The sequence below is a fragment of the Pectobacterium sp. PL64 genome (assembly GCF_022477975.1).
GTDB lineage: Bacteria > Pseudomonadota > Gammaproteobacteria > Enterobacterales > Enterobacteriaceae > Pectobacterium > Pectobacterium jejuense.
In genome coordinates this window covers 1,364,335-1,381,580 of record NZ_CP092070.1, presented here as the reverse complement: position 1 = coordinate 1,381,580, position 17,246 = coordinate 1,364,335, and the positions used below count along the sequence as shown (strand labels likewise).

The following is a 17,246-nucleotide window of genomic DNA, read 5'->3' as shown; positions in this document are numbered from 1 at the left end:
TCACAACCCCATCGCTACGCCGATGCAAACGGCTGACACAATCAGCGCTCGTCGTAACATCGCGGCGGCAAATACGGTGTGGTGGCCATCCCGAACCGGGAAACGTCCACGCGGTACAGGTTCATCACCTTGTTCGAGGAACAAACCAGGGCGTGCTTTAGGAAACAGCGAGCGATCCAGCCAATAACCTAATACCGCCGCGAGTGAAATAAGCGAGAGCTTATAGACGGTGACGGGAAGCTGTTGCGGTGAAATCAGCCCGATAACAGCAAAAAGTAAAGCGGATGTCACAATCCAGCCGGTAAGACGCGGTTTTTTGATTTTTTTCACGATAAAGCCTCCTGATAAGAATGGAGGCCATTATGCAAAATGCGGGGGTTTTATGATTTTAAAGGAGTTTAAGTATTACTAAGGCGCGATATCACACAAAATCGAACCATTTCTATTCGTCATCCCTTTCTATTCTTCATACTTCACGTTACACGTGCGTAGACTTCTATGGTGATAAAAATCATAACCGACTATCCGCATATGATTTTTATCATCTGTTTTAGTGTCTGATGGTCTTGTTATTGGCAAATGACGTTGTTGCAGGCTGAAACCAGGCCGCCAGTTCCAGAATATCTTTCTCGTTCAGCGTACCCGCGGTATAGCGCAGTAATAGCCACGCCTGAAGCCAGCTGTATTTCGCTTCCGCCAGCTCTCGCCGGGCGTTATACCAATCCTGTTCGGCCAGCAAAATATCCAGATTGATACGTTCCCCACCTGCAACACTCAGCCGCGTGGCGTTGACCGCTTCTTGCGCGGATGACGCCGTCATTTGCCAGGCCTTAATTTTCGCCGACCCGTTGTTATACAGGTTGTAGTACTTTTTCAATTCCGCCAGCGTTTTCTTGGTTTGATCGTCCAGCTCCGCCTGACTTTGTTGGTATTCCGCCGCCGCCTGCCGCATAGATGCGGAAACAGAGCCACCAGCGTAAAGCGGGACATTCAGCTGCAAACCGACACTCTGTGTGTCGTATTTCTGGTTGTAGTTGTATTCACTTTCCGAACGGCTATTACGCGATGATGCGACCAGCGACAGCGTGGGCAAATGCCCGGCACGGCTACGTTCGATTTCATAGCGGCTAACCGCCAGCCCTTCACGCTGCGTCGCCAGTTTGGCATTGTGCTGCACGGCAAGATCGCGCCACTGCGCCAGCGTCTGCTTACCTGATTCCGCAGACGGCAGTTGAGTCAGCATCATGGGATACAGCGTCGTGATATCCAGCGCCGTCCCCGTCATATTTTCCAGATCGGTGATCGCGGCATCCAGATTGTCCTGCTGCTCAATACGTTGCGCTTCGATCAGCGTAAAACGCGCTTCCGTTTCCCGCACATCCGTTAGCGTGCCTTCGCCCGCGAGCAGCAGGCGTTTATTTAGCACCAGCTGTTCCTGATACGCCCGCTGCTGTGCATCCAGCAATTGCAGCTTTTCCTGCGCCAGCAGCGCGCTGCTCCAGGCTTGATATAACCGCACCATCAAGTCCTGACTGCGATCGCGAAAACGCTGATCGGCCATCAGCGTGCGGGCAACGCCCTGCTGATAACGCGCCCAGGCCGCATAGTCCAGCAGCGGCTGGCGCAGCGACAGCGTTGACGTATAGCTGTCATAATCGCGTTTTAGCGTGTTACCCGTGAAGCTATCCGTTTGGGTGACTTTGGAATGGCTGCGGTTAGCGTTATAGCCATACTGGAGATTGGGAAGCAGATTGGCGCGCCCTATCGTCTCCTCTTCCTGACCTGCCGCATGCTCAAACCCCGCCGCGCGAAACTGAGCGTCGTTACGCAGCGCCAATTCCCAGGCGTCAAGCAGCCCTAATGCGTTGGCACCCGAAGAAAGCAGCCCAAACAGCACGATTATCGCGATCCTTTGCATGATTATTCTTCCGTTAATGCCAGATGCAGGCGATCCATTAAAGGCTTAAAGAGATAATTGACGAACGACCGCTCTCCGGTACGAACAAATCCTTGAACCGGCATACCGGGCTTGACTTCCAGCCCCTCCAGCGCCCGTTTCCCGGCCTCATCCACCTGAACACGCAGGCTATAATAAGGTGAACCGTCTCGCTCATCCAGCAGGCGGTCGGCGGACAGCAGCTCGACCGTTCCCGCCACGCGCGGTGTCGTACTCTGGTTAAACGCGACGAACTGAAGCTCGACGGATAACCCCGGCCAGACCTTATCCACCAGCTCAACGGGAAGGCGTGCATCCACCAAGAGAGGCTGATCGTCCGGCACAATCTCCAGAAGCGTTTGCCCCGGCGCAATCACACCGCCTTCCGTAAACACTTTCAGCCCGACCACCGTGCCGGAAACGGGGGCGCGCATCTGAATATTCGCCAGATTGAAATCGGCTTTTTCCTTCTTACTGCCCACATCGCTCAGCAGCGCCCGCACGTCCGCCAGCTCGCTGTTCACTTCTTTGTCGTATTCCTGCTGGCGCTGGGCGATCAGCAGCGTTTGTTGTTCAATATCACGGCGGGTACGATTAATATCCCCCGCCAGCTGGGCGATATCGCCGTTAAGCTGCGCCAGCAGACGTTCGTTCTCCAACATTTTGTTGCGCGGGACATAGTTTTCCGCAGCCAGTGAGCGCAGCCCTTGCAGCTGTTGTTCCAGCGTCTCCCGCTGTTTCTGCTTACTGGACATCACCTGACGCTGGGCGCTGAGCGATGCCTCCATCCCCGCGATACTTGAGCGCATTCCTTCCGCTTCAAGCTTGAGCGACTGCTGACGACTGTGCAGTAAATCACGCTGTAATGTCGTAATCACACGCATCTCCGACTTTTCCGCTAGCGGTTGCAGGCGAGACGTCATCACCATGTCACTCAACCGCTGCTGCTCGGCAAGCAGACGACCTTCACGCGCCACCAGCTGTAAGTACTGACCATCCAGTCCTTCACTCGCCGAACGCGCATCGACCTCATTCAGCGTTAGCAGAATCTGACCGGCCTCGACCCTGTCGCCATCTTTCACCTGGATTTTATCGACGATGCCGCCCTGATTGTGCTGCACAACCTTGCGATTGCCAGAAATCACGACGCTGCCATTCACCATGACGCCCTTGTCCAGCGGTGCAAACAGTGCCCACAGGAGAAAACCGCCAAACCCGGCGAGCACCAGCAACCACCCCAGACGCACGGCACGTTTTTCATCGCGCCGCGCCGTCTGGTTCATACTCTCTTCACTTATTTCTGATGCGGACATGTCTTTCCCTGTATTCGTCATTCCCTGTTACTGCTGGACAGCGGCGGCAGGTGTCATTTGTGCTTGATTGGCGGCACGACGCGGCTGCAATTCGTTCAGAATGTCGCGCGCTGGCCCAAAACGCTGTTGTCTACCTTGGTTAAGAACCAGAATCTTATGCGCCAGCGTGGTTAATGCGGGACGATGTGTAATCAGTACCACCGTCGCTCCCCGCTTCTGAAGATGCGAAATCGCCTGCGCCAGCGCTATTTCGCCTTCGTTATCGAGGCTGGAGTTTGGCTCATCGAGAACCAGCAGGCAGGGATCGCCATACACCGCACGCGCCAGAGCGATACGTTGCCGTTGCCCGCCCGACAGCCCGTTGCCGTCAGCGCCAAGCGGCGTGTCATATCCCTGCGGTTGGCTCAGAATCATTTCGTGGACGCCAGCCAGCTTCGCCGCTGCGACAATCTTTTCCGCATCATGCTCGCCAAAGCGGGCAATATTCTCCGCCAGCGTGCCTTTAAAGAGCTGCACATCCTGTGGCAGATAGCCCATTGCCGGGCCAAACGCCGTTTTATCTACCTGACTGAGATCGGCCCCATCCAATCGAACCTTGCCACGCGTCGGTGTTTGCGTCGCAACCAGCAGGCGTGCCAGCGTAGATTTACCTGAACCCGATGCGCCCAGTATCGCCAGCGTTTCTCCTGCCTGAAGCGAGAAATGGATATCCTGCAATCTTGATGCCCCTTGCGGCGTCTGCAATAACACATTCTCGACGCTAAGCTGGCCAACTGGCGCAGGCAGCGCCATCGCCTCCGCCTTGGGCGGATAAGCCGTCATGATACGGCTGAGTCGATACCAGGCCTGCCGCGCGCTGCTCAGCGGCTTCCAAATACCGATAAACTGATCGATAGGGCTCAACACGCGCCCGACAAGAATTGATCCCGCAATCATCATCCCCGGTGTGATTTCGCCCTTAATCGCTAGCATGGCCCCCACGCCGAGCATCAGCGATTGCAGAAAAATGCGCGCATGTTTTGATGCAGCCCCGACAACTGCTGCCCGTTCGCTCGCCAGATTTTGCAGCGTAATAAAACGGTAGTGTTGCCCCAACCAACGGCGGCGCAAATTAGGCAGCATTCCCATCGATTCAATGACTTCAGCATTGCGCAGTTGCGTATCCGCAAGATGGGTCGCCTGTAGCGCTTCATGGTTTGCCTCTTCTAAGGGCGACGTGGTGAGATACTGATTCAGCCATGCCAGCAGCACCAGCACCACCGTTCCTCCCAACGCCAACAGGCCGAGAACCGGATGGATCAGAAACAGCACTAATAAAAAGAAGGGAAACCAGGGAATATCGAAGAAGGCAAACAATGAGTTGCCCGTAATAAACTGCCGCAATAACGTGAGATCGTTCAGCGCCTGACCCGCTTTGCCCTCGCCGGCTTCCAGATTGCGCTCAAATGCGGCGTTGAAGACCTGCTGATTCAGCTGTAGATCGATACGGGTACCGAGCCTTACGACCACCAGGCTTCGCACCCATTCGAGTGCCGCCATGAATATTCCCAGACCGGCAATCAGCAGAGTGAGCATCAACAACGTGGTGCCATTCCCCGAAGCCAGTACGCGATCGTAAACCTGAAGCATATAAATTGAAGGCGAAAGCATCAGTAGATTAACGATGGCGCTGAAAATCCCAATGCTCCAAAAGCTGCGCCGGAAAGGACGCAGTATACTCAACAACGAACGTTCCTTATTTGCTAGTTGACTCACTGCGTTTGCCTCTCCTGTCAGGGCTGTTTCTGCAACGTACGTGCACTGCCATCAGGCAATATCAGCGTATAGCCCTCTTTTTCCTTGCTAAAGAACGCCACGGACTGGCCCTGTTCTTTCGTCAGCGTGATACCGTCCGGCGTCGGCCGCCATCCAGCAGGCACATCCGGCAGCAGCGCTTTTAAGCACGGCGCATCCCCCTCAAGACGCCAGGTGTTATCCACTAACGGCGTATTGTGCAGCACAACCTCACACTGCTGTTCCCCGCCACGCAATTGCCATACGCCGCTTAGCTCACTTGCTGAAGGCAACTTCAAACTACTCGCCATACATCCTCCGCTTATTGCACTTAACAGCGCCGCGATGATTAACTTTTTCATAGTGGCCCCAAGTCGATAACAGAAAAGGACGGGGATTACCCCGTCCTTGCTACATCACACGATAAAATCGGTTGCCGCTGAAGGCTGACCAACAATATGTACAACAAAGTCTGGCGTGGTCTGACCCGCAAAGTTCAGCCACAGATCGGTGGTATTGCTCTCTGCATTCCAGTTAAGCAATGCTTCATTACCGAGTCCGGTGAATGAATTGACGAACTGCAAATCACCTTTTTGATTCAACGCTGACAGATCGATTTTGTCGATACCGCGTTGGAAATCAGTGATGGTGTCATAGCCGTTCTTATAGGAAGAATCGCTGGCGCTGGCATAGACAAAAATATCTTTGCCCGCACCGCCCGTCAGCGTATCTGCACCGCCGCCGCCGTAAATAACGTCATTACCCGCGCCACCGTTCAGGATATTATTCGCGTCATTGCCGATAATAATATCATTGCCAGAGCCGCCAATGGCGTTTTCGATCGTGACGCCGTGAGCGATAGAGACGTTACCTTTCAGGCCGCCAACATCAGAGAAGCCGCCTTCATTCAGGTTGATACGCTGATCGTTTCTGTAACCAGAGAAATCAAACGTATCCGTACCGCCCGCATCCCAAACGGAGAAGATCAATTTGTCACTATTGCTATTCGCTGAATAGAAATCACGGCCGGTATTGGAGTTGAAACCGTATACCGTGTCACCGGTACGCGTGTTCATGTTTGCACCGTACAGATATTGGATTGCCGTGATGTCATCAATCAGCGGACCCGCAGCATAGTGCCCCTGGAAATCGCCCCCAGTGTTTTGCTCACTCCAGTAGCTCATCAGGCTGAACTGGCGTGTATCTTCCGCGTAGGTTACATCGCGGTAGGTCGGATTGCCTTCGCCCGCATTGTAAGAACCCGGGTGATTCAGACCCAGAGCATGACCGATTTCATGCGTCAGCGTCTGCTTGCCGTATTCCGTCGCCGGATTACGTACTGTGTCGGAGTTGTAGTTAAACCAGGCGCTGCCCGCTGCCGAGTGGTTACCCGGCATATAAGCGTAAGCCTGAGTATCGTAGTCCATCCGACCGCTTGAATCACGGGTGTAGTTACCAAACGTGATGGTAGCTTTTTGGGTAGGGCTAACCTGAGTAAACGTGATATTAGCGACATCTGACCAGGATTGCAGAGACAGTTTGGCTTGTTGTTCCTGAGCTGCGCTGAATTTCACAAAACCCTGATCGCCAGAAGGGATAGACCGCACGTTCTGTAAGAACGAATAGGTCAAATTAGCGGATTTACCGAATACGTTCGTGCCATTCCAGGTCAGACCGTCGCGGACAATTTCCTTAGCTGCCAGATCGCTTGTGAACGAAGGTTTGCCATTAAGCTGTCCATCGCCACGGGAGTGGTAATTATACAGGTCGTACACATCACTATATCCCGTACCCGCTGCATGCAATGCCGATTCAGCGGTATCCTTATCTTCATCTCGTAAAGCCATCTTTTCTTCTCCATAAGTCTGATCGGGATGATCAGAATCCTAAATCCCTTCATGCAATCGAGGTATTGCATGTACCGCACATAGCCGCGGTCTAATCGTCTCCTGGGTAGACAAAGCTCACTAAAAATATTTATATCCAAAAAACGCATATAAATAAAAATTATCTCTATAAGGAAATAATTAAGAAAGAACGCCAATTATTTTCGTTATTATCAAATGATAAATAATAAGGTCACGGTGACTAATTTTTATTATTGGTATTGAGATGGACAGCAAGAAGAACGGATGCCAGACGGCATTCATTTTTGAAAAGGAAGGAGTTTTTATTCACTGCGTTAATTTTCATCATGCTACCAGTCCTTGGTTGATAAAAACCGCGCTACGTAATGACATACTTTGTCACACGTATTAACGGCATCCTTGCTGTTCCGAGACAAATCTAACAAATAAGAATAAAAAAATATAGCGCTAAATAGGGACTAATTACCCCCTTATTCGGGGGACTGATATAGAAGAATTTGTTATGGCATATCCCGTTGTTCAATCGGGAAGACGGGCAGCGCCGCCAGCAGCTGTGCGCCATAGCCTTTGGTCAACAGGCGACGATCGTAAATGACAATTTCACCAAAGCAGTCATGGCTACGAATAAGGCGTCCAACCTGCTGGATGAGGTTAAACGAGGCGCTAGGTAAGCTTTGTACGATAAACGGATGCCGTTTGAGGCTTTTTAACCATTCGCCTTCCGTCAGAATGACCGGGCTGTCGATAGGCGGAAACGCAATTTTATGGATATGCACCTGAGAAAGGAGTTCCCCTTTCAGATCCAACCCTTCCGCAAAGGACTGCAAACCAATCAGCACGCTGGTCTGGCCTTCCTGTACCCGCTGACGATGTAGCTCGACCAGCCTGTAGCGCGGCTTATCTCCCTGCACCAGCAGCATCAGGCGCAAATCGGTCACCTGCGTCAGAAAGAGCTGCATCGCACGCTGGCTAGCAAACAGCATCAGCATCCCTTTATGCTTATCCTGTTTTAACTCCGCTCGGAAAAACTGTGCCATTTCAGCAATATGCTGCGCTTCCGATTCCATCAGCGGTTCATAACGCATTTTGGGAATCACCAGGCGCCCCTGCTCGCGGTGGTTGAACGGCGAATCCAGCGCGATGAAGGTGTCTCCTTCCTGCTCGCTCAGGCCAGATAGCTCCTGTATCCGAGAAAAACTGTTCAGCGAGCGCAGCGTGGCCGAGGTCATCACAACGTGCGAGACCTTCCCCCACAGCAGCCTTTCAAGCTGATCGCAGACGCGAATGCCCGCGCAGTGCAGGTGAAGATGCGGCTGGTTATCGCGCATTTCCCGTGTGATCCATTTGGAAACCGGCGCATTCGACGATTTCTCCATCGCCGCCAATCGCCACAGTTTACTCATAGACTCAAGGTAGCCCTGCTGGCGGCTCATTTTCAGCAGAGCCTGATAGACCCGCACTACGTCATGTTTGCCGGTTTTCTCGCTGAGATCGTTAAGCATATACTCCGCCAGCGCCCGCAGCGTATCCGTCAGTTTGAACAACCGCACGCAGAGTTCACGCATTTCATCCGGCATTTTGCCCATCGCAAAACGGTATTCGGTTTCCTGCCCGTCATGCGGAAGGAACAGCCCGCACATTTGCGAGAAAGACAGCACACACTCGCGGATCTCCTCACAGTGGCTGGTTAACCGCTCGCTGTTAGCGAGTCGCGGCGGTGATTTAGGCGCAAATTGCGCCATGCACTGGCCGATAAGCTGCACCAGTTGTTCCAGTTGCGCCATCATATACGCAGGATGAATATCGCCAGACATCTCCAGCGTATCGCGGGCAACATCGGGAATATGATGCCCTTCGTCGAGCACCAGCAGGAGATTTTTAGGAGGAGGAAGTACCGATTCGCTTTCCATCGCCGCCATCACCAGCGCATGGTTGGTGACGACAACATCGGCCTGTTCGATTTCACGCCGTGCGGTGAAGAACGGGCACTCGCGGTAGTAATGGCAGTTATGCGCGAGACAGTTCGCTTTGTCCGTACTCAGCTTCTGCCACAGGCTATCGTCAATCGCGTCTTGATAATGGTCGCGCAATCCGTCCCAGGCATAGCCTTGCAGCGCTTTCTCAAGCCGTACACAGGTGCGTTTTTCCTCCTTGCTGGCGGACATCAGTTCATCATCCAGAAAGAGCGGTAAGTCCCCCTGCGCATCGGGATCGGTTGCCAGCATCGCCAGATTACGTGGGCAAATATAACGACGACGGCCAAATGCAGCGGTAAATTTCAGTTCGGGAATAAACTTCTGCAACAGCGGCAAATCTTTGCTGTAAATCTGATCCTGCAACGCCACATTCGCGGTGCTGACCACCAGCGTTTTATCCTCCGCACGCCCTACCGCAATACCCGGAATCAGATAAGAAAGCGTTTTCCCGACGCCGGTTGGCGCTTCAATAGCCAAATGGCGTGGGTAATCACCCGCCAGTGTTTTCGCCACTTCGGCAATCATCTGTCGCTGGGGAACGCGGGAAATAAAATCCGGGATTTGCTCTTGCAGGGCCTTATACCATTGGCCAATCTGCAATTTTATTGCGGGGGACAGCGTCATGCATACTCTGTATCTGTGTAATCTGGCCGCCATTGTCCCACAGACTCCCGGCGACGTCAGCCGATATCACGTTCGCGACAATTCCGACCTCGACAATCGTCTGTCCAACGATTAGGGTAAACGATTAGGGTAAACGATTATTTTTATCAAACATGGTCTTTCTCGCGAGCGGTAAATTATGTCTTCAGTCCACGCCATTAACCAATCGTACTGGTTTTCGCCACGACTACCGCATGTTGAAAGCCGCAGCACGCGCAACAGCAGCCACGCCTATAAAACACACAGCCATGCACAGTTCTCGATTGGCGCGATAGAACACGGCGAAACGCTTTGCCATTACCGCAACGAAACCCATCACTTACAGGTTGGCGATCTGATCTTCATCGATCCTCAACAGCCGCACAGCTGTAACCCTCTGCCCGGAAAGTCGCGCAGTTATCACATGCTTTATCTGGATACCGAATGGTGTCTCGATCAGATCGCGGTTCACTGTGGTTATCAGGCGGAGACCTTGCATTGCAACCGCGTTATTCTGCGCGATCCCACCCTGTTTATGCGTTATCAGCACGTGGTTGCCCTGCTGTATCGGGGAGACATAACATTGGCAGATAACCAGCTCAAAGCGATGCTGGAGCCCATTTGGCGACAATATTGCCAGCCTGCGCCGTCCTGTTTGCCCGCCTTACCCCATCATGCTTCGCAAACTACGACGCGACACGTACGCGAGCGTCTGCTGAATAATTTGCAAGAATCGCCCTCGCTGGAAACGCTGGCGGAGGAGCTGAACCTGCGGCGTGAAACCATCGTGCGGCAGTTTCGTCACGATACCGGCATTACACCGATGGCCTTCCTGAATAATGCCCGTATTGAATATGCCAAGTCGCTGCTGAAACAGGGCACGCCGCTGGTTGATGCCAGCTATCAAAGCGGCTTCTGCGATCAAAGCCATTTCCACAAAACGTTTGTGCAATATACCGCCGCGACGCCGGGTCAGTACGCGCGATCAATATTTGACAATAAATAGCCGAACACCTTGTCTAGACTGGCCTCGATTACTATCGAGGTCAGAAATATCATGTTTATCAGTACTCTTTTTTCCGCCGATTCGCTCTTTCCCACCCATTTTCCTGCTCTGGCGCTGGCGCATTTTGTGGCGCTACTGAGCCCTGGCCCGGACTTCTTTCTGCTGACGGCCTATGCCATTCGCTACCGACTGCGCGGCAGTGCGGGAATTTGTCTGGGCATTGCGCTGGGCAACGGCGTTTATATTCTGCTGGCGGCAATCGGTTGGGCAGGCATTCAACATTCGCCCACGCTGTTTACCCTCATCGAATTAGCCGGGGCGGCTTATCTGCTCTGGGTTGGCTATCAGTTAGTGAAAAGTCGTTCTGTGCTATCGCTAAAGGCGGAACAGCAGTCCGAGCGTTGCCCGACGCTGCGTAAACAAATTCTGCTAGGGCTCGGTTCGGCGCTGTTGAACCCCAAAAACATGCTGTTCTACATCAGCCTGATGACCAGTATTCTTGGGCAACATGTGACGCCTACGCAGCAAGTAGTCAGCGGTAGCTGGATGTTTTCTGTCGTGCTGGTGTGGGATCTGTTGATCGCCGCGCTGATCGCTCGCCCGCTGATTCAACAGCGTTTAACCCGCTGGCTTAACCCGATTGAGCGCGGAGCCGGCGTCATTCTGATGTTTTTCGGTCTGCTGCTGTTATTTCGATAATTGTTATTTCGCTAATGAAGGGCAGTTAAAAAGCGCGGAGTGTTTTGGCCTTGTTTCATGGGCGGAAGGCTTTATAATTCGGGGCAATTAACAAAAGGATAACCTGATGACTCTTAAAAAAATCGGTATTATCAGTCTCTTTGCCCTGCTTGCCTTAGGTGGCATGTCCGGCATGATGCTCGTGGGCTACATTATTATCGAGCACGCGGGCTGAGGCTTTCGGCCCATAGCGCCCGCCGATTGCACGAACGGTGCCGCACGGAAACGCGGCAATCAGCATCGCTTTAATTAATTTGGTTGTTCAGACTGAAACGTCTGCCAGTACTCAGGAATACGTGCGAAGGTCAGTTGGAACCAGGCCGTAAACTGTTCGGGCGTCGTCGCCATTTGCTGGGCAATCTCGTCTATCGACTGGTATGCATAGCTCGACACTTCATCGGGATTCATCTGCGGGACGTCGTCCGTCACGCCAAAATACACATGCCCCAATTCATGCTCAATCAGCCCGTTATCCAGCGGCAAACGATAGGTCAGCGTAAACATCGGCGTCAGCGCACAGCGTAACCCCATTTCTTCATACAAGCGGCGATGTGCTGCCTGCAACGTCTCTTCACCGGGCGCAGGATGGCTACAGCAGGTATTACTCCATAAACCGCCGCTGTGGTATTTCTCCTCTGCGCGCTGCTGCAATAACAACTGCTGGCGAGAGTTGAAGACATAGACGGTAATCGCACGATGTAATGCTCCTTTTACATGCGCTTCCTGCTTTTCCATTACGCCCGTTGGCCTGTCATTTTCATCAACCAGCACCACTTCAGTCAACGGCATAGCTTTCTCCTGCAATACCCTACTCTCCGGCAGTCACACTGTATTACTATCAGCACAATTCGTCTCGCCGCCGGAGTTTTCGGCGGCGAGACGAACATCATTATAGCAGGGTGAAGCTGTCGCTCTTCACACGCTGTGAATCCAGACCAATCATCACATCAAATTTGCCGGGTTCCACCACCTGCTGCATGCTGGCATTGTAGAACTTCAGCGCGTCCTGATCGAGCGTGAAGGTGACCGTGCGGGATTCTCCCGGCTGTAACATCACTTTCTCAAAGCCACGCAGCTCTTTCAGCGGGCGGCTGATGGAAGCCACTACATCGTGCACATACAGCTGCACGACCGTTTCCCCTGCGCGGCTACCGGTATTTTTCACCGTAACACTGGCGTTGATCGTCCCGTTACGCTTCATCGTCTGGCTGGACAAACGCACGTCTGACACGCTAAACGTGGTGTAGCTCAGGCCATAACCGAACGGATAGAGCGGCCCGTTGGCCTCATCGTAGTAGTGAGACGTATATTTGCCCGGATTTTCCGGCGTGTAAGGACGGCCTGACGGCAGGTGATTGTAATAAATCGGGATCTGACCAACGGAACGTGGGAAGGACATCGGCAGCTTGCCGGACGGGTTATAATCGCCAAAGCAGCACATCGGCGATCGCATTGCCCCCTTCCGTACCGCTGAACCAGGTTTCCAGTAGCGCATCGGCCTGCTGATCTTCACGCACCAGCGCCAGAGGACGTCCGTTCATCAGCACCAGAACCAGCGGTTTACCCGTGGCTTTCAGCGCGGCAATCAGGTCGCGCTGACCTTGCGGCAAATCGATGTTCGAACGGCTGGACGCTTCATGCGCCATCCCCGCCGCTTCACCGACAACCGCGACTACTACATCCGCCTTCTTCGCTGCTGCTACGGCTTCATCGATCATCACCTGCGGCGGACGTTTATCCACCTGAACGGCATCTTCATACTGATTCAGGAAATCGATAATGCCTTTGTGATTACTGACGTTGGCACCTTTGGCATAGAGAATAGTGGCTTTATCGCCGACGGCATTCTTCAGGCCCTGATAGACAGTAATCGTCTGTTTCGTGACGCCCGCGGCAGACCAGCTTCCCATCGTATCGCGCTGGCTGTCAGCTAATGGCCCCACAACGGCAATCGTGCCTTCTTTCTTCAACGGCAGCGTTTGCAGGCGGTTTTTCAACAGCACCAGACTCTTACGCGCCACGTCACGCGCATCCAGACGGTGTAAACGACTTTCCGCATTGGTATCCACCGGATCGGAACCGACTGGCCCTAAGTGACGATACGGATCTTCAAACAGCCCCATATCATATTTCACGTTCAGCACCTGACGGCAGGCATCGTCAATCTCCTGCACGCTCACCGCCCCGCTTTTTACCAGCTCAGGCAGATAGCGCACAAAATACTCGTCGCTCATACTCATGCCGATACCGGATTTCACCGCCAGACGTGATGCATCACGCGGATCGCTGGCCACGCCGTGCTTAATCAACTCTTTAATCGCGCCGTGATCGGTAATGGTGATGCCTTTGAAATTCCACTGATCGCGCAGAACGTCTTTCAGCAACCAGCTGTTGGAGGTTGCTGGCGTACCGTTGATTGAGTTCAGCGCGACCATCACGCCGCTGCTGCCCGCATCAATCGCCGCTTTGTAAGGCGGCATATAGTCCTGGAACATGCGCTGAGGGCTCATGTCCACGGTGTTATAGTCACGTCCGCCTTCCACCGCACCGTAGAGCGCGTAGTGTTTTACGCTGGTCATCAGCGAGTGGCGTCCCGTGACATCATCGCCCTGAAAGGATTTGACTACCACACCGGCAATTTTGCTGGTTAACCAGGTATCTTCACCGAAGCCTTCTGACACACGGCCCCAGCGCGGATCGCGGGTAATATCCACCATCGGCGCCCAGGTCATGTTCAGACCGTCTTCCGTTGCTTCATACGCCGCTACGCGTGCGCTTTTCGCAATCGCGTCCATATCCCAACTGGAAGCCAGCCCCAGTGCGATAGGGAAAATGGTGCGCTGGCCGTGTACCACGTCGTAGGCAAAAAACAGGGGAATCTTCAGGCGGCTGAGCTGCATGACCTGATCCTGCATCGCACGGATATCCGGGCGGGTCACCGTATTAAAAATCGCGCCAACCTGGCCGTTTTTGATCATTTCCCGAATGGCTTCTTTCGGGTTATCCGTCCCAACGCTGATTAATCGGAGCTGGCCGATTTTCTCTTCCAGCGTCATTTTCTTCAGCAGATCGGTGACAAACGCATCACGTTGCTGATGTGAAGGCGATAGCGAGGTCGGCGCAGACGTCAGCTCCTGCGCAAACGCCGGATTACAGGCAAGTCCAATTGCTATAGTCAGTGAAGTAAGCCATTTCATTCGTTATAAAGACCCAGTCAATCCAGGCGTCAGAGTCAGAACAGCGCGCTGAAGCACAAGACAGGTTGAAGATTCCGACGGTCACATCCCTTCTCTGACAAGGCGAAAAACACCTTCTCTTGCCTTAAGCGAATAAGGCTTCCCGATAGTGGTTGCCGCACCGACGCACTCAAATGCACAGCGCGTAATATAGTGCATTTGTTGAGGTTTCATTTAATAAAAACTGCAAGAATAATGCTAAACGATACGCATAATTCACATTCCCCGTCTTCCGTTTGCACCCACATCCTGACAGAGCTGCGCAAAACCGATAGATGAACCCCGGAGAGGAGGATGATTTCTCCTACCTTTCGTGCTAATCCTAAGGCTTCGTTAACACAAGGAGCATCAGACATGTATCAGCTGTATATCGCCAATAAAAACTATTCGTCCTGGTCACTGCGTCCGTGGGTGCTGTTGAAAGCACTGTCGATTCCTTTCGAAGAGAAACAGGTTGCCTTTGCACCGGGCATGTCACAGCCAGCATTTAAGGCCTTTTCGCCGACGGCAAAAGTTCCCTGCCTGATCGATGGCGAGACCACCGTCTGGGATTCATTGGCGATTACCGAATATCTGGCTGAACAACACCCCGGCGTCTGGCCTGCTGATGCCAAAACCCGCGCCTGGGCACGCTGTGCCGCTGCCGAAATGCATTCCGGCTTTACCGCACTGCGTAACATCTGCTCCATGAGCTGCGGCGTGCGCGTTAAAATGAACGAAATATCGCCAGACCTCAGTAACGACATTAACCGCATCTGCGAACTGTGGCAGGAAGGACTGACGCGCTTTGGCGGACCGTTTCTGGCAGGAAAACAGTTTTCGGCCGTGGACGCCTTCTTTGCACCGGTTGTCTTCCGTATCAAAACCTACCAGCTTCCCGTTTCGCCGGAAGCCACTGCCTATTGCGACCATCTGTTAGCACAGCCAGCCATGCAGCGTTGGCTACAGGATGCGTTAGCGGAAACCTGGCGTGAAGGTGCGCATGATGACGAAGTGAAAAAAGCGGGTGAAGTGATAGAAGATTTTCGCGCTCAAGCGTGACAACCCGTGCAGGCGGTGGCTTGCTCGGCCACCGTTAAGACATCCCCTTCCACACCATCAGGAAGGGGAGTACTTATTATTCGGTTTCGATACTCGCCATGCTCTGCGGTTGGCGGGAAGCCAGCGATTTTTGTTTCTTATAGCTCAATGCGGCGGCAGGCACCTCGCTAACCTTACCGGTTTCAATCCACTTACGCAGGCGGTTAGCATCCGCAAAGTGCGTGTATTTACCGAAGGCATCCAACACCACCAGCGCAACAGGCCGCTGATTAATGACGGTACGCATCACCAGACAGTGCCCCGCCTGATTCGTAAAGCCCGTTTTGGTGAGCTGAATACTCCAGTCCGCTTTATAGACCAGATGGTTGGTGTTTCTGAACGGCTGGCTGTACGCCGGGTGGGAGAACGTCGCGGTTTTCTCCTGAGTGGTACTAAGCTGGCCCAGCAGCGGATATTGCTTGCTGGCAATCAGGAGCTTGGTGAGATCGCGGGCAGTCGAGACATTATTGATGGACAGCCCAGTCGGCTCCACATAGCGCGTGTGGGCCATACCCAACGCACGGGCTTTGGCATTCATCGCGCGGATAAACGCCTGATAGCCGCCCGGATAGTGGTGCGCCAGACTGGCCGCCGCGCGGTTTTCTGATGACATCAGCGCCAGTAGCAGCATGTCGCGGCGGCTGATCTCACTGTTCAGACGAACGCGCGAGTAGACCCCTTTCATTTCTTTCGTCTGGCTGATATCGACAGAGATGATTTCATCCAGCGGTTGATTGGCATCCAGCACCACCAGCGCCGTCATCAGTTTCGTCACCGAAGCAATCGGCACCACCACATCAGGATTGCTGGAATAAAGGATGTGGTTATCACGCAGATCCACCACCATGGCGCTACCGGAAGCAATTTCCTGATGCGCCGTGCCAGCAGAGTACGTCGGCGCTTTCGCCACAGCCTGAGGCAACATCACTGCATGGGTTGATAGTACCAACAGGCCAAAAAGAGAAAGCTTAAAATTTTTAGTCATTCTTCAATAACTTAAACAGTATTCTGTTAAATGAAAGGGATGGGCAGCGGCATTATAATTTACCGCCCTTCCCTGCGCACTCATACAGCAGAAAAGCTTTGTGACAAATGTTGACAGACGGTTTGGGCAACCTACTGTTTTTTATTATGTTACGTCAGAGACGGTCTTATTTTGCGCATGTGGTTGAGCAACCGCAGGCTGACGCCGCTGAATATCCCTGCGGTAATCCCACTTGCCGCGCCGGACAGCAGGCAGAATACGGGGTCATGCGCCAACGCGGGAAACAGAGCCAACTGGACGGAAAAGTAGAAATGAGAACAAAACGTCAGCAGCATCAAGACCAGAGACCACCACGAACCGGTACGTTGAAAACAGCGTGATTCCGGCAAATAAATGCCTGACGTTTTCCCCCATGCCCAGCCGATGCCCAGGCCAATCATCAATGCCAGCAGAAATCCGCCCGCTGCCGCAAGCGGGAGCCGCAGCGTATGAAAAATTGCGCTGATGCCCCACACCATAAAAATGGTCGGCACAACTAACATCCGTGCCAGCGATTGCTGCCGTGGCTGACTGGCTTTTACGCCGGCATAAATCAGGTAACCCAACACGATCCACACCCAATAAGGCGTGTGACGCAGAATAATCAGCAGGTTTTCCACGGCAGTACGACTCCTTAATCACTTAGGCCTTCAT

At 53.2% G+C, this 17,246-nt stretch carries 13 protein-coding genes and 1 pseudogene; 3 read left to right on the top strand and 11 right to left on the bottom strand.

Annotated features, from left to right (window positions below; translation table 11 throughout):
- The 7 genes from HP572_RS05925 to dinG form a co-directional block, all read right to left on the bottom strand.
- Positions 1 to 330 (bottom strand): putative holin, encoded by a 330-nt coding sequence (locus HP572_RS05925; RefSeq protein ID WP_205550997.1) that lies wholly within the window; start codon positions 328 to 330, stop codon positions 1 to 3.
- A 220-nt stretch (positions 331 to 550) separates the two neighbouring features.
- Entirely contained in the window at positions 551 to 1,918 is a 1,368-nt protein-coding gene (locus HP572_RS05920; RefSeq protein ID WP_240585062.1) for a TolC family outer membrane protein, read from the bottom strand.
- Between the two features lie 2 nt (positions 1,919 to 1,920).
- Positions 1,921 to 3,249: an HlyD family type I secretion periplasmic adaptor subunit gene (locus HP572_RS05915; RefSeq protein WP_240585061.1), complete on the bottom strand. Its 1,329-nt coding sequence runs from the start codon at positions 3,247 to 3,249 to the stop codon at positions 1,921 to 1,923.
- 27 nt (positions 3,250 to 3,276) lie between these two features.
- On the bottom strand, positions 3,277 to 5,004 hold the full coding sequence (locus HP572_RS05910) for a type I secretion system permease/ATPase (protein WP_240585060.1): 1,728 nt from the start codon (positions 5,002 to 5,004) through the stop codon (positions 3,277 to 3,279).
- 17 nt (positions 5,005 to 5,021) lie between these two features.
- A complete protein-coding gene (locus HP572_RS05905; RefSeq protein ID WP_138255449.1) occupies positions 5,022 to 5,333 on the bottom strand; it encodes a protease inhibitor Inh/omp19 family protein in 312 nt (103 codons plus the stop codon).
- A 105-nt stretch (positions 5,334 to 5,438) separates the two neighbouring features.
- Positions 5,439 to 6,869, bottom strand: a complete 1,431-nt coding sequence (locus tag HP572_RS05900) for a serralysin family metalloprotease (protein WP_240585059.1) — start codon at positions 6,867 to 6,869, stop codon at positions 5,439 to 5,441.
- Positions 6,870 to 7,390: 521 nt separating this feature from the next.
- A complete protein-coding gene (dinG, locus tag HP572_RS05895; protein WP_240585058.1) occupies positions 7,391 to 9,490 on the bottom strand; it encodes an ATP-dependent DNA helicase DinG in 2,100 nt (699 codons plus the stop codon).
- Positions 9,491 to 9,668: 178 nt separating this feature from the next.
- Here dinG and HP572_RS05890 point away from each other — a divergent pair, with 178 nt between their 5' ends.
- A complete protein-coding gene (locus tag HP572_RS05890) occupies positions 9,669 to 10,514 on the top strand; it encodes an AraC family transcriptional regulator (protein WP_240585057.1) in 846 nt (281 codons plus the stop codon).
- 51 nt (positions 10,515 to 10,565) lie between these two features.
- Entirely contained in the window at positions 10,566 to 11,213 is a 648-nt protein-coding gene (locus HP572_RS05885) for a LysE family translocator (RefSeq protein ID WP_240585056.1), read from the top strand.
- Between the two features lie 288 nt (positions 11,214 to 11,501).
- Here HP572_RS05885 and idi read toward each other — a convergent pair whose 3' ends face one another.
- Both idi and bglX read right to left on the bottom strand, forming a co-directional pair.
- Positions 11,502 to 12,041: an isopentenyl-diphosphate Delta-isomerase gene (gene idi / locus HP572_RS05875; protein ID WP_039273042.1), complete on the bottom strand. Its 540-nt coding sequence runs from the start codon at positions 12,039 to 12,041 to the stop codon at positions 11,502 to 11,504.
- A 100-nt stretch (positions 12,042 to 12,141) separates the two neighbouring features.
- Positions 12,142 to 14,449, bottom strand: a pseudogene (bglX, locus tag HP572_RS05870) (beta-glucosidase BglX).
- 393 nt (positions 14,450 to 14,842) lie between these two features.
- On the opposite strand from bglX, the gene HP572_RS05865 reads away from it, so the two are divergent.
- Positions 14,843 to 15,529: a glutathione S-transferase family protein gene (locus HP572_RS05865; RefSeq protein ID WP_240585055.1), complete on the top strand. Its 687-nt coding sequence runs from the start codon at positions 14,843 to 14,845 to the stop codon at positions 15,527 to 15,529.
- A 76-nt stretch (positions 15,530 to 15,605) separates the two neighbouring features.
- Here HP572_RS05865 and pbpG read toward each other — a convergent pair whose 3' ends face one another.
- Both pbpG and HP572_RS05855 read right to left on the bottom strand, forming a co-directional pair.
- Positions 15,606 to 16,553 (bottom strand): D-alanyl-D-alanine endopeptidase, encoded by a 948-nt coding sequence (gene pbpG / locus HP572_RS05860; protein WP_010280988.1) that lies wholly within the window; start codon positions 16,551 to 16,553, stop codon positions 15,606 to 15,608.
- 149 nt (positions 16,554 to 16,702) lie between these two features.
- A complete protein-coding gene (locus HP572_RS05855) occupies positions 16,703 to 17,212 on the bottom strand; it encodes a DUF6622 family protein (protein WP_205551019.1) in 510 nt (169 codons plus the stop codon).
- Positions 17,213 to 17,246 lie beyond the last annotated feature (34 nt).